Source organism: Pseudarthrobacter sp. MDT1-22, assembly GCF_054511035.1.
In genome coordinates, this window is the sequence record NZ_JBTNDK010000038.1 from 1 (window position 1) to 24,908 (window position 24,908).

At 64.8% G+C, this 24,908-nt stretch carries 24 protein-coding genes and 1 pseudogene; 13 read left to right on the forward strand and 12 right to left on the reverse strand.

The window, feature by feature from the left end; all coding sequences use genetic code 11:
* Window positions 1-246: 246 nt before the first annotated feature.
* The 6 genes from aceB (at window position 247) to ACX80M_RS19230 (ending at window position 7,807) form a co-directional block, all read left to right on the forward strand.
* A complete protein-coding gene (gene aceB, locus ACX80M_RS19205) occupies window positions 247-1,896 on the forward strand; it encodes a malate synthase A (RefSeq protein ID WP_252614960.1) in 1,650 nt (549 codons plus the stop codon).
* Window positions 1,897-2,199: 303 nt separating this feature from the next.
* A complete protein-coding gene (locus ACX80M_RS19210) occupies window positions 2,200-2,772 on the forward strand; it encodes an adenylate kinase (RefSeq protein ID WP_252603907.1) in 573 nt (190 codons plus the stop codon).
* Window positions 2,773-2,984: 212 nt separating this feature from the next.
* Window positions 2,985-5,009 (forward strand): acetate--CoA ligase, encoded by a 2,025-nt coding sequence (acs, locus tag ACX80M_RS19215; RefSeq protein ID WP_252603899.1) that lies wholly within the window; start codon window positions 2,985-2,987, stop codon window positions 5,007-5,009.
* Entirely contained in the window at window positions 5,006-5,665 is a 660-nt protein-coding gene (locus ACX80M_RS19220) for an acetate uptake transporter (RefSeq protein ID WP_252603901.1), read from the forward strand. Before acs ends, ACX80M_RS19220 begins: the two co-directional genes overlap by 4 nt.
* Before the next feature lie 375 nt (window positions 5,666-6,040).
* Window positions 6,041-6,949: an alpha/beta hydrolase family protein gene (locus tag ACX80M_RS19225; protein WP_252603903.1), complete on the forward strand. Its 909-nt coding sequence runs from the start codon at window positions 6,041-6,043 to the stop codon at window positions 6,947-6,949.
* Window positions 6,950-7,225: 276 nt separating this feature from the next.
* Window positions 7,226-7,807, forward strand: a complete 582-nt coding sequence (locus ACX80M_RS19230; protein ID WP_459310184.1) for a recombinase family protein — start codon at window positions 7,226-7,228, stop codon at window positions 7,805-7,807.
* A gap of 404 nt (window positions 7,808-8,211) precedes the next feature.
* Here ACX80M_RS19230 and ACX80M_RS19235 read toward each other — a convergent pair whose 3' ends face one another.
* From ACX80M_RS19235 to ACX80M_RS19255, 5 genes are read right to left on the reverse strand one after another with little or no spacing between them, the layout of a single operon-like run.
* Window positions 8,212-9,153 (reverse strand): carbohydrate kinase family protein, encoded by a 942-nt coding sequence (locus tag ACX80M_RS19235; RefSeq protein ID WP_459310185.1) that lies wholly within the window; start codon window positions 9,151-9,153, stop codon window positions 8,212-8,214.
* Between the two features lie 2 nt (window positions 9,154-9,155).
* On the reverse strand, window positions 9,156-10,214 hold the full coding sequence (locus tag ACX80M_RS19240) for an NAD(P)-dependent alcohol dehydrogenase (RefSeq protein WP_459310186.1): 1,059 nt from the start codon (window positions 10,212-10,214) through the stop codon (window positions 9,156-9,158).
* A 35-nt stretch (window positions 10,215-10,249) separates the two neighbouring features.
* Window positions 10,250-11,203 carry a carbohydrate ABC transporter permease gene (locus tag ACX80M_RS19245; RefSeq protein ID WP_459310187.1) on the reverse strand — a complete coding sequence of 318 codons (954 nt, stop codon included), beginning with the start codon at window positions 11,201-11,203 and terminating at the stop codon, window positions 10,250-10,252.
* Window positions 11,200-12,168 (reverse strand): carbohydrate ABC transporter permease, encoded by a 969-nt coding sequence (locus ACX80M_RS19250; protein WP_252600514.1) that lies wholly within the window; start codon window positions 12,166-12,168, stop codon window positions 11,200-11,202. Before ACX80M_RS19250 ends, ACX80M_RS19245 begins: the two co-directional genes overlap by 4 nt.
* A gap of 60 nt (window positions 12,169-12,228) precedes the next feature.
* Window positions 12,229-13,578 (reverse strand): ABC transporter substrate-binding protein, encoded by a 1,350-nt coding sequence (locus tag ACX80M_RS19255; RefSeq protein WP_252600512.1) that lies wholly within the window; start codon window positions 13,576-13,578, stop codon window positions 12,229-12,231.
* Window positions 13,579-13,853: 275 nt separating this feature from the next.
* Here ACX80M_RS19255 and ACX80M_RS19260 point away from each other — a divergent pair, with 275 nt between their 5' ends.
* Both ACX80M_RS19260 and arr read left to right on the forward strand, forming a co-directional pair.
* Window positions 13,854-14,777, forward strand: a complete 924-nt coding sequence (locus tag ACX80M_RS19260; RefSeq protein ID WP_252600511.1) for an AraC family transcriptional regulator — start codon at window positions 13,854-13,856, stop codon at window positions 14,775-14,777.
* Between the two features lie 66 nt (window positions 14,778-14,843).
* Window positions 14,844-15,268, forward strand: a pseudogene (gene arr / locus ACX80M_RS19265) (NAD(+)--rifampin ADP-ribosyltransferase).
* Between the two features lie 51 nt (window positions 15,269-15,319).
* On the opposite strand, the gene ACX80M_RS19270 reads toward arr, so the two are convergent.
* On the reverse strand, window positions 15,320-16,096 hold the full coding sequence (locus ACX80M_RS19270) for an alpha/beta fold hydrolase (protein ID WP_459310188.1): 777 nt from the start codon (window positions 16,094-16,096) through the stop codon (window positions 15,320-15,322).
* Window positions 16,097-16,191: 95 nt separating this feature from the next.
* Window positions 16,192-16,860 (reverse strand): metal-dependent transcriptional regulator, encoded by a 669-nt coding sequence (locus ACX80M_RS19275; RefSeq protein WP_459310189.1) that lies wholly within the window; start codon window positions 16,858-16,860, stop codon window positions 16,192-16,194.
* Between the two features lie 70 nt (window positions 16,861-16,930).
* Here ACX80M_RS19275 and ACX80M_RS19280 point away from each other — a divergent pair, with 70 nt between their 5' ends.
* From ACX80M_RS19280 to ACX80M_RS19295, 4 genes are all read left to right on the forward strand, one after another.
* A complete protein-coding gene (locus tag ACX80M_RS19280) occupies window positions 16,931-18,064 on the forward strand; it encodes a multicopper oxidase domain-containing protein (RefSeq protein WP_459310190.1) in 1,134 nt (377 codons plus the stop codon).
* Window positions 18,061-19,293 (forward strand): ZIP family metal transporter, encoded by a 1,233-nt coding sequence (locus tag ACX80M_RS19285; RefSeq protein WP_459310191.1) that lies wholly within the window; start codon window positions 18,061-18,063, stop codon window positions 19,291-19,293. Before ACX80M_RS19280 ends, ACX80M_RS19285 begins: the two co-directional genes overlap by 4 nt.
* A 315-nt stretch (window positions 19,294-19,608) precedes the next feature.
* Entirely contained in the window at window positions 19,609-19,833 is a 225-nt protein-coding gene (locus ACX80M_RS19290; protein WP_252612078.1) for a hypothetical protein, read from the forward strand.
* Window positions 19,834-19,949: 116 nt separating this feature from the next.
* The gene (locus ACX80M_RS19295) at window positions 19,950-20,522 is read left to right on the forward strand and encodes an MOSC domain-containing protein (RefSeq protein ID WP_252600500.1); all 573 of its coding nucleotides are present in this window, start codon (window positions 19,950-19,952) and stop codon (window positions 20,520-20,522) included.
* Here the strand turns inward: ACX80M_RS19295 and ACX80M_RS19300 are convergent, their stop codons facing one another.
* Both ACX80M_RS19300 and ACX80M_RS19305 read right to left on the reverse strand, forming a co-directional pair.
* On the reverse strand, window positions 20,523-20,894 hold the full coding sequence (locus tag ACX80M_RS19300; RefSeq protein ID WP_252600498.1) for a VOC family protein: 372 nt from the start codon (window positions 20,892-20,894) through the stop codon (window positions 20,523-20,525). It abuts the gene before it with no gap.
* Between the two features lie 93 nt (window positions 20,895-20,987).
* The gene (locus tag ACX80M_RS19305; protein ID WP_252600496.1) at window positions 20,988-21,719 is read right to left on the reverse strand and encodes a TetR/AcrR family transcriptional regulator; all 732 of its coding nucleotides are present in this window, start codon (window positions 21,717-21,719) and stop codon (window positions 20,988-20,990) included.
* A gap of 169 nt (window positions 21,720-21,888) precedes the next feature.
* On the opposite strand from ACX80M_RS19305, the gene ACX80M_RS19310 reads away from it, so the two are divergent.
* The gene (locus tag ACX80M_RS19310; RefSeq protein ID WP_459310192.1) at window positions 21,889-22,893 is read left to right on the forward strand and encodes an NAD(P)-dependent alcohol dehydrogenase; all 1,005 of its coding nucleotides are present in this window, start codon (window positions 21,889-21,891) and stop codon (window positions 22,891-22,893) included.
* 81 nt (window positions 22,894-22,974) lie between these two features.
* Here the strand turns inward: ACX80M_RS19310 and ACX80M_RS19315 are convergent, their stop codons facing one another.
* The 3 genes from ACX80M_RS19315 to ACX80M_RS19325 all read right to left on the reverse strand — a co-directional run.
* Window positions 22,975-23,955, reverse strand: a complete 981-nt coding sequence (locus ACX80M_RS19315; RefSeq protein ID WP_252600492.1) for a manganese catalase family protein — start codon at window positions 23,953-23,955, stop codon at window positions 22,975-22,977.
* Between the two features lie 145 nt (window positions 23,956-24,100).
* Window positions 24,101-24,346 (reverse strand): hypothetical protein, encoded by a 246-nt coding sequence (locus ACX80M_RS19320; RefSeq protein ID WP_252600490.1) that lies wholly within the window; start codon window positions 24,344-24,346, stop codon window positions 24,101-24,103.
* A 216-nt stretch (window positions 24,347-24,562) separates the two neighbouring features.
* Window positions 24,563-24,908, reverse strand: a 346-nt coding sequence (locus tag ACX80M_RS19325; protein WP_459310193.1) for an HNH endonuclease signature motif containing protein, incomplete at its 5' end; no start/stop codon positions are given.

Below are 24,908 nucleotides of genomic sequence, written 5' to 3' on the forward strand. Positions count from 1 at the left end.
CGAAGTCGGCACCGGCTACTTCGACGACATTGCAACCGCGCTCAACCCGAACGCATCAACCCTGGCACTGGTGGGATCCACCGAAGAAGGCCAGTTCCACTAAGCCCGTACGGGCAGGATGCCGGTGCCAACTTTATCGCCGCGCAAGGCACCACTGCCTCCGCTCTGTGCCGCCAGCCAAGGTAACCTCCCGAACGAGGCCTCTGGCCGGAGGGCATACCCAACTTTTTTCAAGGAACAGCTCCCATGAACAGCTTCACTGACAACTTCACGATCAACGGGGTCATGCTGACGGCCCGGCCGGTGCACCGGCAGGACGAGGTTCTTACTCCGGACGCGCTGGAGTTTGTCGCCAAGCTGCACCGGGCAACTGCTGAGCGTCGGCAGGAACTGCTGCAGGCCCGCAGGGCCCGGCGGGCTGAGATCGCCGGCGGCCAGGATCCCCGGTTCCTGCCGGAGACCGAGGACATCCGCAACGACCCGTCGTGGCGCGTCGCTCCGCCGGCCCCGGGTCTGGAGGACCGCCGGGTGGAGATCACCGGACCGGTGGACAAGAAGATGACCATCAACGCGCTGAACTCCGGTGCGAAGGTCTGGCTTGCGGACATGGAGGACTCCTCCACGCCGTCGTGGCGGAACGTCATCAAGGGCCAGCTGAACCTGACCGACGCGCTGGAACGCCGGATCGATTTCACCTCCCCGGAGGGCAAGGAGTACAAGCTCCGCGCCGCCGGCGAGCTGCCCACCATCGTGGTGCGCCCCCGAGGCTGGCACCTGCCCGAGAAGCACATGCTGATTGACGGCACGCCGATCGCCGGCGGGATCGTGGACTTCGGCCTGTTCTTCTTCCACAACGCCCGCCGCCTGATCGCCCAGGGCAAGGGCCCGTACTTCTACCTGCCCAAGATCGAGAACCACCTCGAGGCACGCCTCTGGAACGACATCTTCGTGCTCGCCCAGGACCTGCTGGGCATCCCGCAGGGCACCATCCGCGCCACCGTCTTGATCGAGACCATCACCGCGGCGTTCGAAATGGAGGAAATCCTCTACGAACTGCGCGACCACGCCGCGGGCCTGAACGCCGGCCGCTGGGACTACATCTTCTCCCTGATCAAGAACTTCCGTACCCGCGGCCCCCGGTTCGTCCTGCCGGACCGTGCCCAGGTGACCATGACCCAACCCTTCATGCGCGCCTACACCGAACAGCTGGTCCGCGCCTGCCACAAACGCGGCGCGATGGCCATCGGCGGCATGGCCGCCGCCGTCCCCAACCGCAAGGACGCCGAAGCCAACGCGATCGCCATTGAAAAGGTCCGGGCGGATAAGACCCGCGAAGCCGGCGACGGTTTTGACGGCTCCTGGGTGGCCCACCCGGACCTGGTTCCGGTATGCCGCGAGGTGTTCGATTCCGTCCTCGGCGGCCGCCCGAACCAGCTGGACCGGCTCCGCGAGGATGTGACCCCGGACGACCGCGCCTTGCTCGACATCGCTCCCACCACCGGAACCATCACCGAACAGGGCATCCGGAACAACATCGAAGTGGGCATCCGCTACATCGAGTCCTGGCTGCGCGGGAACGGCGCCGTGGCCATCCACAACCTGATGGAGGACGCCGCCACCGCGGAGATCTCCCGCTCGCAACTGTGGCAGTGGATCTTCTCCCACGCCATCACGGACCAGGGTGACGTCGTCACCCGCGAGTGGGTGGAGGACATGCTCGACGAGGAGTTCGCGAAACTGGAACGCTTCGACGGGGACCGCTTCGCCGACTCCCGCGACATCTTCGAAGAAGTCACAATGAGCCGGGAGTTCCCGGACTTCCTGACCCTCCCTGCCTACGACCGGTTCCTGCACGAGGCCATCGACCCGGGCGTCACCGAACCCGTGGCCGGCTGACGGCCTCGGACAGCGATGCGGTCAGAACTCCCGCATTCCGCCGCAACAGGAAGCCCGACCGCCGGGCGCGGGGGAACCTGACCGCACGTGGTACCGGCAGGGTGTCCCGGGGTCGCCCGGGACACCCTGCTGCACGCCGGACAGCATCGCAGGCCAAGGCGCCGACCAAGCCGCCGGCCGCCGGGCCGATCGTCCCGGAGAGGGCGCCATCCGGCCCCGGACGGGACCGGGCGCCACAACCACCAGCCACAGGATTAACACGGCCTGAACCCTCCACCAGGAAAGGCTCCACGAATGAAGAGAATGCTGATTATCGGCCCTCCAGGCTCCGGCAAGGGAACCCAGGCGGAGAAAATTTCCGCGCGCCTGGGGGTGGTACCGATTTCCACCGGGGATATTTTTCGTGCCAACGTCCGGGACCGGACGCCGCTGGGTATCGACGCGGCCGCCTATCTGGATAACGGTGATTTTGTCCCTGATGAGATCACCAACGCCATGGTGCGCGCGCGTCTGGGGCAAGAAGATGCACGGGAGGGCTTCCTGTTGGACGGCTACCCCCGTACCGGCGCCCAGGTTGAAGAACTGGATGACATTCTTGCCGGCCAAGGGCAGGAACTGGACCTGGTTCTCCAACTCAGCGCCGGGGACGAGGAGCTCGTGGGCCGCCTGCTGGGCCGGGCAAAAGAAGCCGGACGCAGCGATGACACCGAAAAAGTCATCCGCCACCGGCTGGCGCTCTATCACGGGCAGACCGAGGCCGTTCTGGCCCGCTACGCCGAACGCGGCCTCCTGGTCAGCGTTGACGGCTTCGGTGCTCTGGGTGTGGTGACCGACCGGGTAATGCGTGCCATCACTGTCACCAGCGGGCGGCGTTAGCCGCACACGAGACCCACTGGCGCACGTTCCCCTGCCGGGAGCGGGCCAGGACCATACCCGTCTTCTCCGGAGGCCTGAGAAGAATCGACAGCGCAGATCCGGGATGTGGTTGCCGTATCGTTGTTGTCCGATCACTGTGACAGGGCACGTGAAGCCTGGCCCGGTGCCAGGGATGCACATAAATTCTTGAACGTAAACGAAGGGGTTTACACATGTCCGATAACCATGGCGAAGGCCCAGCAGTCCTTGCGGATTCATCCGGGCGCGGGGACGCGTTGGAGAACTTGCTGCACGAAAACCGCCGGTTCGTCCCCAGTGAGGAGTTCGTCTCCGGCGCCGTCGCCGGGGCCGGCCTCTATGGGGAAGCGGAGAAGGACCGGCTCGGTTTCTGGGCCCGCCAGGCCCGGGACCTGCTGAGCTGGGACCGGGACTTCACACAGACCCTGGACTGGACCAACCCGCCGTTTGCCCAGTGGTTTGTGGGCGGGGAGATCAACGCCGCCTACAACGCACTGGACCGGCACGTCAAAAACGGTCTCGGGGACCGGGTGGCCATCTACTTTGAGGGCGAACCCGGCGATACCCGCACCTACACGTATGCCCGGCTGACGGAGGAGGTCAAGAAGGCCGCCAACGCCTTCGAAACGCTCGGGGTGACCAAGGGCGACCGGGTGGCCGTCTACCTGCCCATGATTCCCGAGGCGGTCATCACGATGCTGGCCTGCGCCCGTATCGGGGCGGTCCACTCCGTGGTATTCGGCGGGTTTTCCGCCGATGCCCTGCGCAACCGGGTTGACGACGCGCAAGCCAAGCTGGTTGTCACCTCTGACGGCACCTATCGCCGCGGCAAGCCCAGCGCCCTGAAGCCGGCCGTCGATGAGGCACTGAGGACCGAAGGGCACACGGTCGGTCACGTCATCGTCGTCCGGCGCAACGGGGAACCGGTGGCCTGGACGGAGGGCCGGGACCTCTGGTGGGAGGACACCGTCGGTACGGCGTCACCGGAGCACGCCCCCGTCGGCCATGATTCCGAGCACCCGCTGTTCATCCTGTATACCTCCGGGACCACGGGCAAGCCCAAGGGCATCCTGCACACCACCGGCGGATACCTGACCCAGTGTGCGTACACACACCGGACCGTGTTCGACCTGAAACCGGAGACAGACGTCTACTGGTGTACCGCGGACATCGGCTGGGTGACCGGGCACAGCTACGTCACCTACGGCCCGCTGGTCAACGGCGCGAGCATGCTCATGTATGAAGGAACGCCGGACAGCCCGCACCAGGGCCGCTGGTGGGAACTGGTGGAAAAATACAAGGTCTCCATCCTGTACACCGCACCGACGGCGATCCGGACCTTCATGAAATGGGGCCGGGACATCCCGGCCAGGTATGACCTTTCCTCGCTGCGGGTCCTGGGCTCGGTGGGCGAACCGATCAACCCCGAAGCCTGGATGTGGTACCGGGAGGTCACCGGCGGCAACGGCGGCAAAAAGACGCACCCGGCACCCATCGTCGATACCTGGTGGCAGACCGAGACCGGGGCCATCATGATCGCCCCGCTCCCCGGGGTCACCGCCACCAAACCCGGTTCCGCGCAGACCCCGCTGCCGGGCATCGTCGCGGACGTGGTCGATGAAGCGGGGGAATCCGTGCCCAACGGCCACGGCGGCTACCTGGTCATCCGCGAACCGTGGCCCTCGATGCTGCGCGGTATCTGGGGCGATCCGGACCGGTATAAAGACACCTACTGGTCCCGGTTTAAGGACATGTATTTCGCCGGCGACGGGGCCAAAAAAGATGAGGACGGGGACATCTGGCTCCTCGGCCGGGTCGATGACGTCATGAACGTTTCCGGACACCGGCTCTCCACCACCGAGATCGAGTCAGCCCTGGTGTCCCACCCGTCCGTAGCCGAAGCCGCCGTGGTCGGCGCCGCGGACGAAACCACCGGACAGTCCATAGTCGCTTTCGTGATCCTCCGCGGCGCCGCCGCGGAGGATCACGATATCGTGCGGACCCTGCGCGAGCATGTCGGCAAAGAAATCGGCCCCATCGCCAAACCCAAAACCATCCTGGTGGTGCCCGAGCTCCCCAAGACCCGCTCGGGAAAGATCATGCGCCGCTTACTGCAGGACCTTGCCGAAGGCCGCGAAGCCGGCGACTCATCCACGCTGGCCGACGCCGGCATCATGGGGACCATCACCGAGTCACTCAAAAAAGGAGTTCAACGATGAACAACACAGCAACCGCAGAACCCGGCCCCGCAGCCCACCGGACTTTGGCCCCCGCAGACCCCACCGCACACCCGGTACCGGCCGCTACCGGGGCCGCGGTCTTCGCTGACCCGGCCGCCCTGGGCCTGGGCGCATTCGCGCTGACAACTTTTGTCCTCAGCACGATCAATGCCGGTCTGTTGCCGGCCACGGTGGAGCCCGTCGTTCTCGGCCTGGCCCTGTTTTACGGCGGCATCGCCCAATTCAGTGCGGGCATCTGGGAATTCGCCAAAGGCAACACCTTCGGCGCGACGGCCTTCTGCTCCTACGGCGCGTTCTGGATGGCGTTCTGGTTTCTCGTCCGCTTCACCGACCTCTCCGCTGCAGGAAAGGACGCCGGCAAAGGAGTCGGCGTGTTCCTCCTGGCCTGGGGGATCTTCACCCTCTACATGACTGTCGCCGCACGCCGGACAAACCGGGCCGTCTTCCTGGTCTTCATCGCCCTGACTCCCACGTTCTTCGCCCTCGCCATCGGCGCCTACACCGGCGCCGTCACCATCACCAGAATAGGCGGCTGGCTGGGACTCCTGACAGCCCTCCTGGCCTGGTACGCGTCCTTCGCCGTCGTAACCAACTCCACCCACCAACGCACCGTCCTGCCCATCAACCCGCGCTGACCCGTACCCCCACGCATATCCCCGGCGGGCCAGTCACGGTGAGCGCCGCCGGACAGACGGGAACTAATTTTCCGGGGACGGCCGCCGGGCGTTGCGGTGGCGTAGCCGCTGGTGTGGCACGTATTCGGTCGTCCTGAGCGGTGGCAGGCCGCCAAAGGACAAGTGGGGCATGAGTCAGGTGGTTGCTGCCGGGATGAACCGGTGTCTCCGTGCCAAACCCGGGATCAGCCCGGGCTTTCTTCGATAGATTTCCTGAAGCGGCCGAGATCCCGCTGAAACCTGACACGGTAGCGGGCAGCGGCCCTCCCGGTAAACGGTGTGGCCAGTGCCGCAAAGAAAGTTCGGGTAGCGGGGAAACGAGAGGGACGTTTTGGGATGGCGGGCATCGCTCTGACGATTGATTGTGATGACGGCTATGTCCTGCGGGGGCACCTCTGGGAGCCCCCGGAACAGGAGAGAGCAGGTGCGGTTGTTCTCATCGCCGGTGCCACCGGGGTCAAAGCCACCTACTATCACCGCTACGCCGCCTTTCTGGCAGAGAACGGTTTCACCGTAATCACCTTTGACTACCGCGGTATCGGCCAGTCCAGGGATTCCACCCTAAAGAACCTGCAGGCCAGCTGGTATGACTGGGCACTGAAAGACCTGGATGCGGTCCTCGGATGGGCTCTGCGCAACTGCACCGGAATGGAGCTGAACGTCGTGGGCCACAGCTTCGGAGGTTTTGGTGTCGGACTGGCGAGCAACGCACGATGGATTAACCGGCTGCTGACGGTGGGCGCCCAGCACGCCTACTGGCGGGACTACCGGCGGGGACACCGCCTCCGGCTCTGCTGGCGCTGGCACACCCTGATGCCGGTTCTGACCTGGTGGAACGGCTACTTCCCCGGCAGGAAACTGGGCTGGCTCGAGGATCTACCCAAAGGCGTGGCCATGGACTGGGCACGGGGTCCCAAAGACTTCACCACCGGGCGGACCGGCCGGATCCGGCAGGAGCTGCGGGCACATCAGGCCTCACTGACTGCTCGCACCCTTGCAGTGGCGGCCACGGATGATCCTTTCGCCACAGAGGCCGCCGTCGCCCGCACCCTGGCCTATTACCCCAACAGCCCCGCCCTCACGGTGCAGCTGAAACCCCAAGACTTCGACCGAACAGAAATCGGACACTTCGCCCTTTTCCACAGCAGCTTCCGCCACACCTTCTGGCCCGGTACCATCCAATGGCTGCGCCACGGAGCAAACCCATGGGCCAACCCCGCCAGGCCGACCGATTCCAAGCCGTAAACGGCAAACACAAAGGCACTGACGCCAACCAGTGACCGACATCAACGGAACACGCGAGGACGGCAAAAGAACCGCACACGCGACAAACACCACTACTCCCTTGATGGATCAAGCCATGGCTGCTTGCGCTGGTCTACCGCAAACGGTCGTCTGGGGTAGAGTCGGCGCCGTCTCCCTGCGTGACTGCCAGACCCGCCACCTTCCATCACAAAAGCCACCCCGAAATCAAGCCAACGAAACATCTCGCCCGCTATGGGTTTTGTTAGACTGCGCTGCATGGGACACAAAATCGGGTACGTCCGGGTAAGCACCGCCGACCAGGATCCGCAGTTACAGCTCGACGCACTGAACGCCGAAGGCTGCCTGAGAATCTGCAAGGACACCGCGACCGGGACCAGGGCCGACCGCCCCCAGTGGATCCTGTGCCTTGACAATCTGCGCCCGGGAGACACCCTGGTGATCTGGAAAATCGACAGGCTCGGGCGAAACCTGCGCGACCTCATCGACATCGTGACCACCCTCGACGCCCGCGGAGTTGGGGTGCAGTCGTTGACCAACGGAATCGTGGACACCACCACTGCGCACGGCAAGCTTGTCTTTGGCATGTTCGCGCTCATGGCCGAATACGAAGCCGCGTTGATCCGCGAACGCACCCGGGCCGGACTGGCCGCCGCACGCTCCCGGGGCCGCAAGGGCGGACGCAAACCGAAGATGACCCCCGATCTCATCGGCAAGGCCCAGCGCATGTACGACGCACGGCAATTCACCATGGCCGAAATCGCCCAATCCTGCGGTGTCACTCCCATGACCATCTACCGCAACATCCAAACCACCAAAACCAGTCCGGAACTTCCCTAGCGCCAACGGCTGCACGGGATCCTACTCCACCCGTAGATTGCCCCTGGGGACACGCTCAGGAGTACTGGGCCACTAGCGGAGACTCAACCCTGCTCCAACGCTATTCGCCCGGTGCCGACACCATGGCCAGCGGTGTGATCGTCCACGACTACTGGGAAGAAGTCATGATTCTCTCTGGAGAACTCACTGATGTGAGTCTCGGGAGGACTTTCACACCCGGCAGGTACGCCTGCCGCCCACCTGGCATGCGTCACGGACCCTACCTCAGCGGCGCCGGCTGCAGCATGCTCGTTGTTGTTCGGCCTTCCCCGGAACCCGGCGCGAACGGACACTTGGGGCCCTAGCCGAACGGACGCACGACGGCGGGACCTCCTTGAGTTCGTCCGCTTCCGCCTGATGCCGCGTCAGGAAGGCAACGGAACAGACAGCGGACCGAGTTCAGCCGAGTGGGGTGGGTTTGCCCCCGGCCGGGCGCAGGTGATCGCCGCGGCGCGGTTGGCGTAGGCGGCGAGCGCGTGCAGTTCATCGCGGGATAGGCTCCGGAGCCGATGCCGGCCGCCGGCCCCGAGTGCTGCGAGCTGGTCCAGGCCGGAGATGAGCGCGGCCATGAAGGAGTCGCCGGCGCCCACGGTGTCCGCCACGGTGACGGGTTCGGCTGCCATTTCCGCCCTTTCCTGGCGGGCAAGAATGACCGGGCCGGACGCGCCGCGCGTCAGGCCCACGAGTGCGGGACCGAGTTCAAGCCAGGCTGCCAGGCTTTCCTCCGGCGTCCGGTGCGGATAAAGCCAGGCGAGGTCCTCATCGCTGGCCTTGACGATGTCGCTCACGGCCACGAAGCGTTCCGCCTGCGTGCGGGCCGCGGCCACATCGGGGCAAATCGCCGGCCGACAGTTGGGGTCGAAACTGGTCGTCGCCCGGTCACGGGCGGCCTCCAGCAGTCCAAGCGTGGCCTGTTCACTGGGCGCCAGGACGGCCGCGATCGATCCCGTGTGGACGTGGGTGGAACCTTGGACCGCGGCCAAGGCCGGAAGCGACGCCCCATTGATGTCCCAGCTGATGTTGAAGGCATAGATGGCCGCCCCATCCGGACCGAGCGTGGCGGTCGCCGTTGACGTGGGCGAACTGCCGCCCCGGATCACACTGACGCCATTGGCCTTCAGGTGCCCCTCGATCATGTCCCCATGCGGATCACCGGCATAGTGCGTCACAAGGTTCGTCGCCAAGCCCAGCCGTGCCACGCCCACAGCCACGTTGAGGGGACTACCTCCCGGGTGGGCCTGGACCTCCCCCGGCCGGCGGGGGTCCCTGATGATGTCCACGAGCGATTCGCCGATGACGGTGATCATGTTCAACGGCCCGGGTAGACGACGGCTTTGAGCTGGCCGGCCTGCTTGCCCGCTTTCAGGGCTTCTTCGGACTCGGCGAGGGTGAATCTCCCGGTGACGAGGATCTCCAGGTCCACCTTTCCATCGGCGATCAGTTGGATCGCCAGAGGCCAGGTGTTGGTGTAGCGGAACACGCCGGAGAGCCAGATTTCCCGGTTCTGGATGAACGAAACAGGGAGTTCGACGTCGTCCGCCCCAAGCCCCACCAGGATCACCCTGCCGGCCGGCCCAACGGCTTTGATCCCGGAACGGACTGCCTGCGGTGCGCCGGAAGCGTCAATGAACGCATCGACGTCGAGCCCTTCCACACTGTCCGTTATCGCGTTGAGCGCGTGCGTTGCGCCGTGTTCCAAAGCGAATGCGAGCCGGTCCTCGGCGATGTCCGTGATGTAGATTTCACTCGCCCCAAAGGCGCGTGCGGCCTGCGCGGCGATGATGCCGATAGGGCCGGCGCCGGCGATCAGCACCCGGCTTCCGGGCTTGATCTGGGCCCGTTCGCAGGCCCAGAGTCCAACCGACAACGGCTCAATGAGGGCGGCGGCCTCGTCGCTCACATTGTCCGGAATGTCATAGGCGAAATCGGACTGGATGGTGACGTACTCAGCAAACGCGCCATCGATCGGCGGGGTGGCGTAGAACTCGATGTCCGGGCACAGGTTGTAGCGGCCGGCTTTGCACTGCCTGCATTTACGGCAGGGGCGCTGAGGCTCAACCGCCACCCGCTGTCCGACCCGGGCGGGATCCACTTCGCTGCCGACGGCGGCGATCCTGCCGGAGAGCTCGTGGCCGAGAATCAGCGGGTGGTCCACCACGTAGTCGCCGATCCGGCCGTGCTCGTAGTAGTGGACATCGCTGCCGCAAACGCCGACGGCGGCAACCTGCACCAGGACCTGGTCGGCCTCGAGCCGGGGAACGTCCAGGGTTTCCATTGCCATGTCCCCTTTGCGCTTAAGGACGGAGGCGCGCATGGTTGCCGGCACATCCGTACCGAGCGCAGGGGACTGTGCGGTTGGTGTTGTCATGGAAAGGCATCCTTAAGAATCGGGCGGGAAGACGGTTACTTGACGGCGCCGAGTGAGAGGCCCTGGACCAGCTTGTCCTGGGCGGCGAAGCCTGCGAAGAGGACGGGCAGGGAGATCACGACGGCGGCGGCGCAGACTTTGGCGAGGAAGAGTCCTTGGCTGGAGACGAAGCCGGTGAGGAAGACCGGGGCTGTTCCGGCCATGACGCCGGTGAGGACGCGGGCCAGGAGGAGTTCGTTCCAGCTGAAGATGAAGCAGATCAGGGCTGTGGCGGCGATGCCGGGCATGGCCACGGGGGCGACGATCTTGCGGAGGGTCAGCAGCAGCCCGGCGCCGTCGATCTGGGCGGCTTCAAGCATTTCCACCGGCACTTCGGCCAGGAAGGAACGCATCATCCAGACCGCGATGGGCAGGTTCATGGAGGTGTACATCAGGACCAGGAACCAGATGTTGTCCAACGCTCCTGCCATCTTGGCGAACAGGAACAGCGGCAGGATGGCGGCCACCACGGGCATCATCTTGGTGGAGAGGAAGAAGAACATCACGTCTGTCCACTTCTTGACCGGCCGGATGGACAGCGCGTAGGCGGCCGGGATGGCGAGCACCAGGACCAGCACGGTGGAGCAGATGGAGGCTGTGGCTGAGTTGATCAGCGGCGGCCAGGGGCTGACGCCTGAGCTGGCGCCGAAGAACTCCTGGTAGGCGTCCAGCGTGATGTCGGCCGCGAGAGAGGGCGGATTGGTGGCGGCGTCGACCTCGGAGTGGAAGGAGGTCAGGATCATCCACAGGACCGGCGCGGCGAAGAGCAGGGCCAGGACCCAGGCGGCGACACCGGCGGCTGTGTTGTTGCGGGTCGGGTCCATCCGGGACTTGCCGCGGCGTCGTGATCCGGTGTTCCGGGCCGTCGGACGATGTCTTGTGTTGCGGGGTGTGTTGCGGGGTGTGTTGCGGGGTGTGTTGCGGGGTGCGGCAGGAGTGAGGGCGCTCATCGTGCTGCCTCCTTCTTGAAGAGCGAGAAAACGGTTCGCAGCGCAAAGGTGGCCACGATGATGGTGCCGATGACCACCACGACGCCGGCCGCTGATGCCAGGCCGTATTCGTTGGCGAAGTAGAACGTCTGGTAGACGGCGTAGGGCAGGTTGGCGGTGCCCAGGCCGCCGGAGGTGAGGGTGAAGACGGCGTCGAAGTTCTGCACGATGTAGATCGCGCCGAGCAGGCCGCCGAGCTCCAGGTACTGGCGCAGGTGCGGCAGTGTCAGGTGCGTAAAGATGTTCCAGGGGCTGGCGCCGTCCATCTGGGCTGCTTCCACCGTGTCCATGGGACGTGACTGCAGGCCCGCGAGCAGGATCAGCATCATAAACGGCGTCCATTGCCAGACCAGGGACAGGATGACAGCCATCAGCGGGGCCTGGGACAGGAGGTCCGGCTGGGGCGGGGTGTCGCTGCCGAACAGGGACCAGATCCAGGTGAGGATGCCGTTGATCAGGCCGTAGGTCGGGTTCAGGAGTGCGTGCTTCCAGACGAGGGCGGCTGCTACCGGCACCACGAGGAACGGTGCGATCAGCAGGGTGCGGGCCAGGCCGCGGCCGATGAACTTCTTGTCCAGCAGCAGCGCGAGTCCCAGGCCGATGACCAGGGACGCCAGGACCACCGAGACGGTCAGGACGATGGTGGTGAAGATCGCCTGGCGCAGGTCAGCGTTGGTGAGGACCTCGATGTAGTTGCTGAATCCTGCGAAGCCGGTCTGGTCCGGGCGGAGGCTGTTCCAGTTCAGGAACGAGATGAACAGGCTCACCACGAACGGCAGCTGGGTGACGATGATGAGGAAAATCAGGGCCGGCAGCAGCGGTGCTCTCCGTGCCCACGCCATGGCACGTTCGCGTGATTTGGCGTTCTTGGAAGGTTTGGCTGCACTGTTCCCGGTCCGGGAGACGCGCGCTGTTGCGGAAGTCATGATGTTCTCCTGGGGTTCCGTGGCCTGCCGGGGCGGGCCACGGAACCGGTTGGTAGGTGGTTACTTCTGGTACTTGTCGCCGATTTTCTGTGCCGCTTCCTGGCCCTTGGCCAGTGCGTCGGCCACTGAGCCCTGACCGGCGATGGCGGAGCTCACACCCTGGGAAACCGTGGTGCCCAGATCCGCGAACTCCGGAATGCCCACGAACTGGATGCCTACGACGGGCCGTTCCTGGAGGCCAGGGTTCTTCGGGTCGGCGTTCTCGATGGCGGAGCGCTCAGCCTCGAAGAACGGGGCGGCCTTCTGGAATTCGGCGTTCTCGTAGGTGGAGATGCGCTTGCCGGACGGAACCTTGGCCCAGCCAAGCTTTTCGGCGACCAGTTCCTCGTATTTCTTGGAGCTGGCCCAGGCGATGAACTTGCCCGCCGCGTCCTGCTTCTTGGAAGCAGCCTGCACGCCCCAGGACCAGGTCCACAGCCAACCCGAGGACTTTGTCTCCTTGACCGGGGCCTGCACGTAGCCGATCTTGCCCTTAACCGGGGAGGAATCGGCCTCGAGCGAACCGGCAGCCGAGGTGGCGTCGTACCACATGGCCACCTTGCTCTGGCTCATGTTGTTCAGGCATTCGGTGAACCCTGCCTGTGCGGCACCGGCCTCGCCATGCTTGCGCACCAGGTCCACGTAGAACTCGGTGGCCGCGGTGAACTCCGGAGAGTTGACCTGGGCATTCCAGTCCTTGTCGAACCAGGTCCCGCCGAACGTGTTCACCACGGTGGTCAACGGCGCGAACACCTGGCCCCAGCCGGGCTGGCCGCGGAGGCAGATACCCTTCATCCCGGCTTCTGCACCGTCCGCCTGGGCTGCGAGTTCGGCAACCTCATCCCACGTGGGGTTCTCGGAGATCTTCAGGCCCTTGGCCTCAAAAATGTCCTTGCGGTACATCAGGAAGGACGATTCGCCGTAGAACGGCTCGCCGTAGAGCTTGCCGTCTTCGCCCGTGAGCGAGGCGGTGTAGGCGGGGAGGATGTCGTCCTGGTTGAATTCGGCGTCCTTGGCCACGTTGTCCAGGGGCGCCAGCCACCCGTTGGCCGAGTAGAACGGAATCTCGTAGTTGGACAGCGACGCGACATCGTACTGGCCCGCCTGGCTGGAGAACTCCTGGCTGATCTTTGCGCGGACATCGTTCTCCGGCAGGATCGTGTAGTTGACCTTAACGCCGGTGTCCTTGGTGAAGTTGTCCGCAGTCAGCTTTTGCAGGTCCTCCATCTGCGGATTGTTCACCATCAGGACGTTGATGCTGTTCTGGTCACCGGCGGTGCTTCCGCCGCCGGCGCCCGAACAGGCTGAGGCAGAAAGTGCGATACACAGGGCACCTGCGGCGAGAGTTGCGGCGCGAATTTTCGGGCGCATTAAGGACTCCTTTGTTCTTCATGGTGTGCGCAGTCGCAGCACCCCGACTGCTGTGTCGAAGTACCGGACTGGAGCGAGGCGAAAGATCGGGAATCCGACGTGCCGCGCTGTTGTTCCTCAACATTAGGCCTGTGGGACAGGGCACAACTAGCGTCGTGGTTGCTACTTTCCGATACTAATTTTCCCTAACCACCCTCCGGGATAGGCGCTAATCTGAGGGAAGGCGCCAACGGCGCTGTCCATATTTCATGAACTCGGATGCCTGGAGAACCACTATGAGCGCTGCAGATACCGGCGACGGGGCATCGGCCAGGCTTGCCGAAAGGCTGCTGGGGATGCGGGCCAGCCGGGAGGTCATCCCGGCGGACCCGCACCATTCGGTCCGGTGGCACGAGCATGACTACCCCACCGCGGCGGCCCGCTGGAATTACCACCCCGAGTACGAGATCCACCTGATCAGGAAAGGCACCGGCAAGTTCATTGTCGGGGACCACATCGGCACGTTCGAGGCCGGGCATGTGTCCCTGGTGGGATCAGGACTACCCCACGACTGGGTCAGCGACCTCGAGCCCGGGGAGGTCATTGCCGGCAGGGACGCCCTGATCCAGTTCGATGGAAAGTGGGTGGAGCAGACCGCGGCCCTCGTCCCAGAGCTGGCCGAAATCGAACCCCTGCTGGAACAGTCCGCACGCGGCATCGAGTTTCTCGGGAGCACGGCCCTGTCTGCGGCCGCATCCATCGAAGCGATGGGCACCGCCACCGGGCTGGGGCGTCTGTACCACCTGCTGGAACTCTTTGCCATCCTTGCGCGCTCACCGCAGGAGGACCGGCGCTACCTCGCTGACGAATGGTTCAGGCCGCAGCTGGACGGCCAGGCCGCGGCGGTGGTGGACATCGTCCTGGAGTACGTGTTCGGCAATCACGCCGACAGCGTCAAAATGTCCGAGGCGGCGGCCCTGGTGGGAATGTCCGAACCGACCTTCTCGAAATACTTCAAGCGCGCCACCGGCCAGAACTTCAGCGATCTGGTCCGCAAACTCCGGCTGGCCCATGCACGGCGGCTGCTCGAGCGCAGCGACAAGCCAATTTCGGACATTTGCTACGAAGTCGGGTTCTCCAACCTTTCCAACTTCAACCGGCATTTCCTGAACGACGCCGGCGAAACGCCCCGGAGCTACCGCCAACGAATGCAGGGGTGACCCACACCCAACGTGCGCTAAGCGGTGGGCGAGCTAGAGTGAAAGCCCACTTCGAGGAGGCCATGCATGGAGAAAGAACCGATGCCGTCCGAGGCCAACGATCCCGGGCCCTTCTACCACGGCACCAAAGCTGACCTGAAGTCTGGGACTTGCTGAAACCCGGCAACACGTCGAATTACGGGGAGCGAAAGACGGCGAACTATGTCTACCTGACTGCCACGTTGGATGCGGCAACCTGGGGAGCGGAGCTCGGCGTGGGCGAGGGACCAGGCAGGATCTACCGCGTGGAACCCACGGGCTCCTTTGAGGATGACCCCAATCTGACGGACAAAAAGTTCCCGGGCAACCCGACGAGGTCCTACCGAACCCAAGAGCCCTTGCGAGTAGTTGACGAGATCTTGGATTGGCAGCCGCATTCCCCCGAGGTGCTACAGAACATGCGGAACCACCTTGGAGAACTCAAACGGCTGGGCATCGAGGCAATCAACTGAACTCCCGCGGAGCGCACGACGGCGGCGGCTCCCGCCGTCGTCCGCTCTGTTTCAGAGGGGTGCTTTGGCGGTGATGAACTGCCGGATCCACTGGATGGTTTCCGGGCGGTCCAGCTGGAGGCCGTGGCCGGCGCCCCGGACCTTGACGAGCGTGGAACGGCGAATGTGCCGGTGCAGCTGGACGGCGTTGGGCATGGGCGTCAGGGCGTCGTGCGTGCCGTGGAGGATGAGGGTGGGCGATTCGATGGCGCCGAGCCGGCTCCACGCATCGTGGTCCCGGCTGGCGCGGAAGTGGCGTGCTTTGGCCCAGGCGGTGGCCCTCGAATTGAAGAAAGTGTGTATTGCGTCGGAGTGGTCCGCGGCCCATTCCGGCGCGAAGAACAGGGGCTCCAGTCGCGCCATGTCGCCGCTGACCAGCGCTTCCATGGCGTACTTGGTGGGCTCGGCCCCGGCCAGTTTGCCTCCGCTGGTGGCAGCAAGAATCAGCGTACGAACACCTTGCGGGTGGTCGATGGCGAGCCATTGGGCGACCCGCCCGCCCATGGAGTGGCCGTACACGTGCGCACTGTCCACGTTCGCCGCCTTGAGGACAGCCGCTGAATCGGCGGCGAGGAGCCGCGTGGTGTAGCGGCCGGCGTCGCCATTGCTGCTCCCGCCGATCCCCCGGTGGTCGAAACGAATGACGCGGAAATGCTGTGCCAAGGCCTCGGCCGCTGGCCCCCAACCGTCCATGGCGGTTGCCTGGCCGGCGATCAGGAGCAGGGGCTCGCCATGCCCTTCTTCGGCCCACGCCAGCTCGGCGCCGTCGGGAGCCAGGGCAATCTTCACGGTGACACTCTATCTTTACGCGCGGCCAGGGCGATGTGGTGCAGGGCACGGCGGGCATGCGCCGGGCCAGCCCGGAACGCTGTCCCGGGGGGCCCTTAGTTTGCCACCACCCAGATTGCTTCGGCCGCGGAGGGGCCCAGGTCAACGTCGCGGTCCCCGACCCGAATCGTGGTCACGTCCGCATACGGGCGGTGTGCCAAGACTTGGAGCCGGGTGTCCGGTCCCAGCCCGAGCTGGGTGAAGTACCGGAGCATGTCCGGGTCCGCGTCCGAGATTCTTGTGATGGTGACCGTCCGTTCCGGTTCCACGGATGTCAGGGGATCCCCTTGCGGGGGGTGCGGTAGCCCATTTCCCGAGGGGATTGGGTCGCCGTGTGGATCCCTGGTGGGGTGGCCGAGCTTCTCGTCGATGCGCTGGATCATGGTGTCGGAAACGGCGTGTTCGAGGATCTCGGCCTCGTCGTGTACCTCGTCCCAGCCGTACCCCAGAGTCTGCACGAGGAATGTTTCCAGAAGCCGGTGCCTGCGCACCATTTCGACGGCGTGTGCCCGGCCGGCGGGCGTCAGCTCGATGCTGCCATAGGGGGCATGGGTGACCAGGCCCTGCTTTGCCAGCCGACGGATGCCGTCGGAAACGGTTGACGGTTTGACCGCCATCCGCTCGGCCATGGCGCCAACGGTGATGGGAGCCTCGGCCCATTCCGTTGAGGACCAGATCATCTTCAGGTAGTCCTGTGCGGAAGCTGTCAGCTCGGAGACGGTCATATCTTGATATTACCAGCCGAACATGAATGTTAGACTGGGCTAACAAAAGTGTTTGATCTATGGAGATGAGATGGACGGCATGCCGAAACCTGCGGGAAAGACGCTGCCGACCCGGCGTGCCATGCTCACGGGAGCCGCGGCGATCGCCGCCGCGCCTGCGCTTGCCGGCTGGGTGCCGTTGGATTCCAAGGATCCCGGGCAGCACGCCGGACACGGCACCATGTCAGGTCAGGCAGCGAAGACTTCCACGGACGGATCCTCAGCGGCGGGCGCTGGTTCGCCCCGCACGGACTCTGGCCACATGGCGAACCATGCCGGTCACGCAGGCTTCGCCGGCGGTTCCGTCCCGCCGGAGCGCGCCGGGATGGACCCGACCGCGATCCTGCACGATTTTGACCGAGGGACGACCAGTAAGCTTCCGGACGGCCGCACCCTCCGGGAATGGGACATCGTCGCGGTGGATAAAGATTTCGAGATCGCGCCTGGGGTGACGTTCCCGGGCTGGAGCTACAACGGCCGGATCCCCGGTCCGACCCTCTGGGCGCAGGAAGGCGACGCCCTGCGGATCCACTTCACCAACGCCGGTGCGCACCCCCACACCATCCACTTCCACGGGATCCACCGGGCCGAGATGGACGGCACCCCGGGGATCGGCGCCGGGTCCATCGCTCCGGGCCAAAGCTTCACCTACGAATTTGATGCCACACCATTCGGCACGCACCTCTATCACTGCCACCAGTCACCGCTGGCCCCGCACATCGCCAAGGGCCTCTACGGCGGCTTCATCATCGAACCCAAAGAAGGCCGGCCGAAAGCCGACAACGAAATGGTTATGGTGATGAACGGCTACAACACCGACGGCGGCGACGACAACGAGTTCTATTCCGTCAACGGCCTGCCCTTCCATTTCATGGACTTCCCTGTCCAGGTCAGGCAGAACGAGCTGGTCCGGATCCACCTGATCAACGTCCTCGAATACGATCCGATCAATTCCTTCCACGTGCACGGGAACTTCTTCCACTACTACCCCACAGGGACAATGCTGACTCCCAGTGAGTTCACGGACACGATCTCGCAGGTACAGGGCCAGCGCGGCATCGTGGAGCTCCGCTTTCCGTACCCGGGCAAGTACATGTTCCACGCCCACAAGACCGAGTTCGCTGAACTGGGCTGGATGGGCTTCTTCGAGGTGAGCGCATCATGAGCCTTGACGAAAAGTCAGCTGCCGCTCTGGCCGCAGCACCCCACAGGCGGCCGCCGGTCCCGCGGTGGCTGCTCGGCATTGGCCCGCTGGTCCTGATCGCCATCCTGCTGGGCCTGTTCACCTTGCTCAACGCACCCGGTCTCAACAAACTCTCCGAGGGTGTTCCGCCGAAGGAGGAGGTCGCCGTCGAAGACGTCCGCCTGACGGCCGGCCAGATGGCCATCACCGTCCGGAACGAGGGACCGGATCCGGTGTCCATCGCGCAGGTCAATGTCTCGGACTACTACGCCGTGTTCACGCAGACCCGGGAAACCATGGCGCCGCTGGAGTCCACCACCCTCACCATCATCTACAACTGGGTGGAAGGGGATCCCTACGAGGTGGCGCTGGTGACCTCGAACGGTGGCAAGATCCCGGCGGTTATTGACGCGGCCGCCCAGAGTCCGGAGCGCGGCAGCTCCTTCTTCGGACTCATGTTGCTCATGGGGATCTATGTTGGCGTGATACCCGTGGCCCTGGGAATGCTGTGGATGCCGTTCGTGCGCCGTTCGTCCGCGTCCTGGGTTCGCGTCCTCTTGGGAGTCACCGTCGGGCTGCTTGCCTTCCTGGCCTTCGATGCGACCCTCGAAGCCGTGGGACTCGTGGCCGGCAGCGGCGCGTTCGGCGGCCCCATGGTCGTCTTCCTCGGCGCCGTGACCGCCTACCTCATCCTCGAGGGAACGGATGCGTGGATGCGCCGGCACCAGAACGCGACTACCGCTGGCCAACCTTCAGCCCTGCCGCCCCAGCACCTGGCGCTGCTGATCGCCATCGGCATCGGCCTGCACAACTTCGGCGAAGGACTCGCCATAGGATCCGCCTACGCGGTGGGCTCACTCGCCCTGGGCGCCTCCCTGATCGTCGGTTTCGCCATCCACAACACCACCGAGGGCCTGGCGATCGTCACCCCGCTCGCCAAACAAGCCCCCGGCCTGGGCCGCCTGGTGATCCTGGGCCTGATCGCAGGAGCGCCCGCGGCCGCCGGAGCCCTCATCGGGGCGACCGTTTACCAGCCGGCCCTCGCGGCCTTCCTGCTCGGCATCGGAGCCGGAGCCGTCGCCCAGGTGGCCGTCAAACTCCTGCCAATGCTCAAGGACACCGCGGGCAAGACCCTCACCCCGCTCACCGGTGCCGGCGTCGTCCTGGGCATGGGACTGATGTTCGCCACCGGCCTGCTAGTCCAGGCCTAGGCCAACGAACCAACAGCGACTTGGCGGACGACGGCGGGACCTCCCGCCGTCGTCCGCTGGCGTTTAGTCGGGCTGCCCCGATTTTTTCGGCCTACCTATTGCCCCGGGACCAACGCTTCAGGCACACTGGCTACAGATCCGCAGGAACAAATGCTTCCGCCGATCCAGCCCGCCGGACAATTCGGCCGGCCACCGCCCCATCAGAGATGCCGGGCAACCCCTCTGGAACCACCGCTTTCCGCCTCCCCGGCACGCCCGGCGCCGGAAGCCTGCGCCTCCCCAGAGTCCCGGGATCCCGCCGAGAAAGAGACCACCATGATCAAGCGCCACTCTGACCTCGTCCTGGCAATCACAGCCCACGATCCTGACACTGTCGAAAACGACCTCAACACCGCCGTGGAAATGGCCCGCGAGCACGCCATGAGGGAAAGCCGCCACGGCATCCTGGTCACCCAGCACAGCTTCACCAGCTACACGGTCGCCGTCAGCCGCGATGTCCCCTACGGGCAGACACACGAAAGGCGCGATCTCCCCGCATAGCAGTAAGGCGAGCGGACGACGGCGGAACCTCCCGCCGTCGTCCGTTTGCGTTTGGAACCGTTCCCCACTGCGCGAACGGTCACTTAAGCCCCCGTGCGGTGGCGTAGTTTTGTGGCATGACGGAAACCTATCGGTACGACGTTGAGGTCCTGCATCTCCTGGTGTCGCCGGCGCACGCGTACTTTGGCCGAGCCCGCGAGGGTGCCGCGGACGTCCCCACCACGGATGCCGGGCGGGTGGAGTTGGTGGCGGGCAAGGGCATCGTCGGTGACCGGTTCTTCGGCAAGGCCGCGCACATGGACGCCGCAGTCACCCTGTTCGCGATCGAGTCACTCGAGGCCATCGCCGCGGAGCTGGGAACGGCACGGCTGGACCCGCTCCTGACCCGGCGCAATGTTGTGCTCCGAGGGGCCCACCTGGCTCCGCTCCTGGGGCACGACTTTGCTCTGGAATCCCAGGGAGACCTGGTGCGGCTCACGGCCGGGCGGCCCGCCCATCCCTGCGTCTGGATGGATGAGATGCTGGCCCCGGGGGCGCACAAAGCAATGCGCGGGCGGGGCGGTGTGCGGTGCCGGGTACTTTCCGACGGCGTCCTGCACCGCGGGCCGGCGGTGCTGGTCAGCCCCGTGCCGCTGGAGCCCGAACGGGCTGGCGAGGCAACGGTGTTGCGGGCGTCGCGGCTGCCCTAGTCAGACATGCTGATCCACGAGCACCGGATTGCCGTCCGGATCCACGACAATAAAGCTCCCCGGCCCGCTTATAGCTTCATCAGCCTCGGAAACGAACTCGGTGCCTGCGGCTTTGAGTTCCCGCTGGAGGTCGCGCACATCGGTGAAGGAATCCAGCGCTTCCGCGTTCTGGCTCCAGCCCGGGTTGAACGTCAGCATGTTCTTCTCAATCATCCCCTGGAAGAGGCCAATAACGGTCTCGCCGTTCTTGAGGATCAGCCAGTTCTGGGTGATATCCCCGCCGAAACTCGTGAAGCCCAGCTTCTCGTAGAACGCAGCCGACGCCGCGATGTCCTTAACGGTGAGGCTGATCGAAAAAGCGCCGAGCTGCATGCGTAACTCCACTCTCAAAGGGACGGGTGTTCCGATGATACCCACGGACGCAAGCGGACGACGGCGGGAGGTCCCGCCGTCGTCCGCTCCCGGTCAGCCCCGCTCGAGTCGGGCGGCTGCGGAGCTGTAGTCCCGCTGGTGCAGCCGTTCGATGCCGTCGAGGAGGAGATCCAGGGCGAACTCGAATTCAAACTGGTCGTCGCAGCCGCCGCCGACAACCGAGCCGTCATCGTGGCTGGCAGCAGTCGCCACCTGCAGGACGTTCGGGTAGCTGGCAGACATTTCCTGGAACATGGCAGCCTGGACTTCCGGCGCCACGTCAGCCGGCCCTTCGCCGGACTCGCTGGCGGCCGAGTCGAACAGTTCCTGCGTGAAGCCCCACATCCGGCTTCCGATGGCGTGCATCACGTGGTGGGTGAGATCCACCGAGAAGCCCCCGGTGAGGAACATGCCAATGAACGAGTCCATGTAGCCCAGGACGGCGGGGGTCCGGTTGGTGCGCGTTTCGAGGACGGGCCGGGCCCACTTGTGGCGCTGGAGGACGCGCCTGGCCGAGAGCACCCTCAGCCGCACGGTGCTCTTCCAGTCAACATCGGCAACGGGAGGATCAATCTCGCCGATGATCACCTCCACCATGCCGTCGAGGAGCTCGTCTTTGTTGGCCACGTGTTTGTAGAGCGCCATGGGCACCACGTCGAGGTCCTGGGCGAGCCGGCGCATGCTGAGCGGGCCGATCCCCACCTCATCAGCGAGGGAGACGGCCGCCTGCAGCACGCGATCCCGGTTCAACCGCGGCCGGCGTTCCACGGAAATCTGCTGAGCCACTGTTCCCTGCTTCCGACGGTATATACATCTTCCATTGACAAGTGGACTAAGTACACCTACAGTCATTTTCATCAGAAAGGTGTACGCCGTACACCTTATGTAAAAGTCGGGAGTTCATCATGAATCCAACCCAGCCGGCGGCTGCCACGGCCGCTGCCGGAGCCTCGCTGTGAAGGCCGCGACGTACCGCCGCTCCGGCGGCCCGGACGTCGTCAGCGTCGAGGAGATCCCCCAGCCGCCACCGCGGCCCGGAGAAGTGCTCATCAAGGTCATGGCCAGTACTCTCAGCGCCGCCGACTACCGCGCCCGCAGCCGCAAGGTACCCGCGGGGCTGGAGGCACTCACGGCGCTGGCGCTCGGCGTCTTCCGCCCCCGGACCCGGGTCCTTGGTATGGACATTGCCGGCGTAATCGACTCCGTCGGCCAGGGCGTGACCGCGTTCCGGCCCGGCGATGAGGTTATTGCGATGCTCGGCGCCAGGTTCGGCGGGCATGCCGAGTACGTCTCGGTCCCGGCTGACGGGCCCATCGCCGCCAAACCCCGGAACATGGGCTTCGAGGAGGCCGTCACGTTGATTTTCGGCGGACTCACGGCCAAGAACTTCCTGGGCCTGGCGGCCATCAAGCCCGGAGACACTGTCCTCGTCAACGGAGCATCAGGCGCGGTGGGAACGGCGGCAATACAGCTGGCCAAACGCCTGGGCGCCCATGTCACCGCCGTGTGCAGCGGAGCGAACAAGGAACTGGTCGAATCACTCGGGGCGGACAGCTTCATCGACTACACCACGGATGATTTCACCGAAGCGGACACAACGTACGACGTCGTTATGGACTGCGTCGGGAACGCTCCGTTCACCAAGGTGGAGGGGTCCATCACACCGGGAGGTGCCCTGCTCCTGGTCGTCGCCGACTTCAAAGGACTTCTCGGCGCACGGGGACAGAGCCGCCGAAGCGGCAAGCTGGTCACCGCCGGCAGCCTCAAGCTCACATACACCGCCGACGACGTCGCTTTCCTTGTGGGCCTCGCGGAGGAAGGAAAGTATCAGGCAGTCATCGACCGGACCTACAACCTCGCCGACGTGGTCGAGGCCCACCGCTTCGTGGACACCGGACGCAAGCGGGGCAATGTGGTCCTGCGCGTCCACCAGCTTCAGGGACAGATGCCAAACCACTGAGGCGGCTAGACGGACGGCGCGCCGTAAAGCGGACGACGGTGGGAGGTCCCGCCGTCGTCCGTCCTCAGATCATCCGCCCGCCTAGGACTTTTTTGCGGACTTTGCCGGAGCCTTGGCTTTGGTCTCTTTCGGGCTGTCTGCTTCCTTGAGCTCCACCTCGGCGGTGGCCTGGATCAAGGCGAGCAGGTCGGGATCGAGCCCAGGTGAGAACTCCTCACGGCGTTCGGGTGAGATGGTCATGGGGAAGCCTTCGGGGGCGACGTCGGTGCTGAGTTCGGTGCCGTCATTGGAGGGCGAGGCTCCACGGTAGAGCTTTCCGGCCTCGCTGAGGTTATCTGCGCTGAACGTGTACTGGATGCTCTGCAGCCCCTTGTCCAGCAGCTTCTTAACCTCGGGGAACTGCTCGGCATTGGTTTTGGGGATGGGCAGCACTTTGCCCCAGTTCACGCCCAGGCTTTCCAGCGCCTTGGCGAAGGCGTTCTCGTGGGCCTGGTCCCGGACAATGAGATACGCGATCGTGGACCGCGCCGTTTTGTTCTCCGTCATCTCGTAGATCCGGCACTTCTGCAGCCGGCCGGTGGATTCCAGCATGAGGTTGTACAGCAGGTCCAGGACCAGGTTGCCGCTGTTGTAGACGTAGGATCCGCTCCAGGGGTTGCCCGCAGCGTCTACCGGCAGGGCACCCTGGGCGCCCACCAGGTAGTGGTGGATATTGCTGGTGTCCAAAGCTATTTTCAGGGGTGTGGCACCTTTGGCACCCGGCTCATCCACGGGATCAGTCTTCTTGCCCTGGTACCGCGGAGATCCGTCCAGGAGTTGGGAGATAGTGGTGCCGATGAGCTCGACGTGGCTGATCTCCTCAGTACCGACGCCCTGGAGCAAGTCCTTATAGGGCTTGGAGGCAGGATCGCCACGGAAGTTCATGCTCTGGAACAGGTACTGCATCATGGTGCGCATCTCGCCGAACTGCCCGCCAAGGCCCTCCTGCAGCGCGTTGGCTGCAGCGGGATCAGGCTCGTCGGCGGCGATTTCGTTGATCAAAAGCTGTGTATGCAGGTACATGGGCTTCCTCACTTATTGAAATGATGACGGGCTGTTGACGCGCTCCGCGGCACCACCATAAGCGTGCTTAGGGATAATTGGCAAGCATGCTTACTATTTTGGGCATGGCTGAGGGCCAGTCAGCGGCAGCTCTGCACTGCGGCGGTCAATCGTCGTCGTGGTGGACAGCGGCAACGTCCCCGCTATCCACCGGACCCGCCTCTTCGGACTCAGGCACCGCATCGTGGTGCGGATCGTCTTTGTGGAGGGCTTCCTGGAGGTGGTGCTCTAATTTCTCCTCCGCCTCTCGGCGGCGTTGACCCACGGTCCGCATTTGCTGCGTTGTCGGAGCGGCGTGGGCGTGCTGGTGTGGGCCGTGATCCTGCGGGCCGTCAGCGATCTTCTCACTCATACTGAAATCGTCCCACCGTCCGTCAGTGTCGGGAAGGCTCCACTTCAAGTGCGAAGGACGACGCCGGGACCTCCCGCCGTCGTCCGCTTGTCTCTGGCGCGCTACGGGGTTGCCGGGCTCCAGGGTTGCGATCACCGGCGGCGAAAACCCGGAGGCAGGCTAGGGCCGGCACTGCGCAGGGTGCAGGGTGCATGCGCAGGCTGCTTTTGGGCACCGTCAGGCGGTGGAGTGGAGGAACCGTTCCACGCGGTCCTCGCCCAGGGATATCCCGGTGTGAACAAAATCCGGATCGCCGTAACCTTCACGCCGCGCTGGAAGCCGGCGCCCATTCCTGCTCGCTTCCGGTTTCGGTTCTTTTGGCCAGTGTGGTGGTTCCCAGTCCTGGTGTTCACTCTTGTAGCGCCTGCCAGTGGGCGATATCCAGCCAGGTGGTTCGTTCTTGGTGCCTGGTGTGGGCCGCCAGGCGCTGGTGTGTCTCATGCGGTGATGTTTAGGGCAGGGTTGACCCAAATTCGATACGCCGGTGGTTCCGCCCTTGTCCCAGGCGAGGATGTGGTCCGCC

What these genes read in the sequence shown, in the direction of transcription:
- aceB (WP_252614960.1), top strand. Translation starts at nt 247, where the DNA reads ATGAACAGCTTCACTGACAACTTCACGATCAACGGGGTCATGCTGACG.
- ACX80M_RS19210 (WP_252603907.1), top strand. Translation starts at nt 2,200, where the DNA reads ATGCTGATTATCGGCCCTCCAGGCTCCGGCAAGGGAACCCAGGCGGAG.
- acs (WP_252603899.1), top strand. Translation starts at nt 2,985, where the DNA reads ATGTCCGATAACCATGGCGAAGGCCCAGCAGTCCTTGCGGATTCATCC.
- ACX80M_RS19220 (WP_252603901.1), top strand. Translation starts at nt 5,006, where the DNA reads ATGAACAACACAGCAACCGCAGAACCCGGCCCCGCAGCCCACCGGACT.
- ACX80M_RS19225 (WP_252603903.1), top strand. Translation starts at nt 6,041, where the DNA reads ATGGCGGGCATCGCTCTGACGATTGATTGTGATGACGGCTATGTCCTG.
- ACX80M_RS19230 (WP_459310184.1), top strand. Translation starts at nt 7,226, where the DNA reads ATGGGACACAAAATCGGGTACGTCCGGGTAAGCACCGCCGACCAGGAT.
- ACX80M_RS19235 (WP_459310185.1), bottom strand. Translation starts at nt 9,153, where the DNA reads ATGATCACCGTCATCGGCGAATCGCTCGTGGACATCATCAGGGACCCC.
- ACX80M_RS19240 (WP_459310186.1), bottom strand. Translation starts at nt 10,214, where the DNA reads ATGACAACACCAACCGCACAGTCCCCTGCGCTCGGTACGGATGTGCCG.
- ACX80M_RS19245 (WP_459310187.1), bottom strand. Translation starts at nt 11,203, where the DNA reads ATGAGCGCCCTCACTCCTGCCGCACCCCGCAACACACCCCGCAACACA.
- ACX80M_RS19250 (WP_252600514.1), bottom strand. Translation starts at nt 12,168, where the DNA reads ATGACTTCCGCAACAGCGCGCGTCTCCCGGACCGGGAACAGTGCAGCC.
- ACX80M_RS19255 (WP_252600512.1), bottom strand. Translation starts at nt 13,578, where the DNA reads ATGCGCCCGAAAATTCGCGCCGCAACTCTCGCCGCAGGTGCCCTGTGT.
- ACX80M_RS19260 (WP_252600511.1), top strand. Translation starts at nt 13,854, where the DNA reads ATGAGCGCTGCAGATACCGGCGACGGGGCATCGGCCAGGCTTGCCGAA.
- ACX80M_RS19275 (WP_459310189.1), bottom strand. Translation starts at nt 16,860, where the DNA reads ATGACCGTCTCCGAGCTGACAGCTTCCGCACAGGACTACCTGAAGATG.
- ACX80M_RS19280 (WP_459310190.1), top strand. Translation starts at nt 16,931, where the DNA reads ATGGACGGCATGCCGAAACCTGCGGGAAAGACGCTGCCGACCCGGCGT.
- ACX80M_RS19285 (WP_459310191.1), top strand. Translation starts at nt 18,061, where the DNA reads ATGAGCCTTGACGAAAAGTCAGCTGCCGCTCTGGCCGCAGCACCCCAC.
- ACX80M_RS19290 (WP_252612078.1), top strand. Translation starts at nt 19,609, where the DNA reads ATGATCAAGCGCCACTCTGACCTCGTCCTGGCAATCACAGCCCACGAT.
- ACX80M_RS19295 (WP_252600500.1), top strand. Translation starts at nt 19,950, where the DNA reads ATGACGGAAACCTATCGGTACGACGTTGAGGTCCTGCATCTCCTGGTG.
- ACX80M_RS19300 (WP_252600498.1), bottom strand. Translation starts at nt 20,894, where the DNA reads ATGCAGCTCGGCGCTTTTTCGATCAGCCTCACCGTTAAGGACATCGCG.
- ACX80M_RS19315 (WP_252600492.1), bottom strand. Translation starts at nt 23,955, where the DNA reads ATGTACCTGCATACACAGCTTTTGATCAACGAAATCGCCGCCGACGAG.
- ACX80M_RS19320 (WP_252600490.1), bottom strand. Translation starts at nt 24,346, where the DNA reads ATGAGTGAGAAGATCGCTGACGGCCCGCAGGATCACGGCCCACACCAG.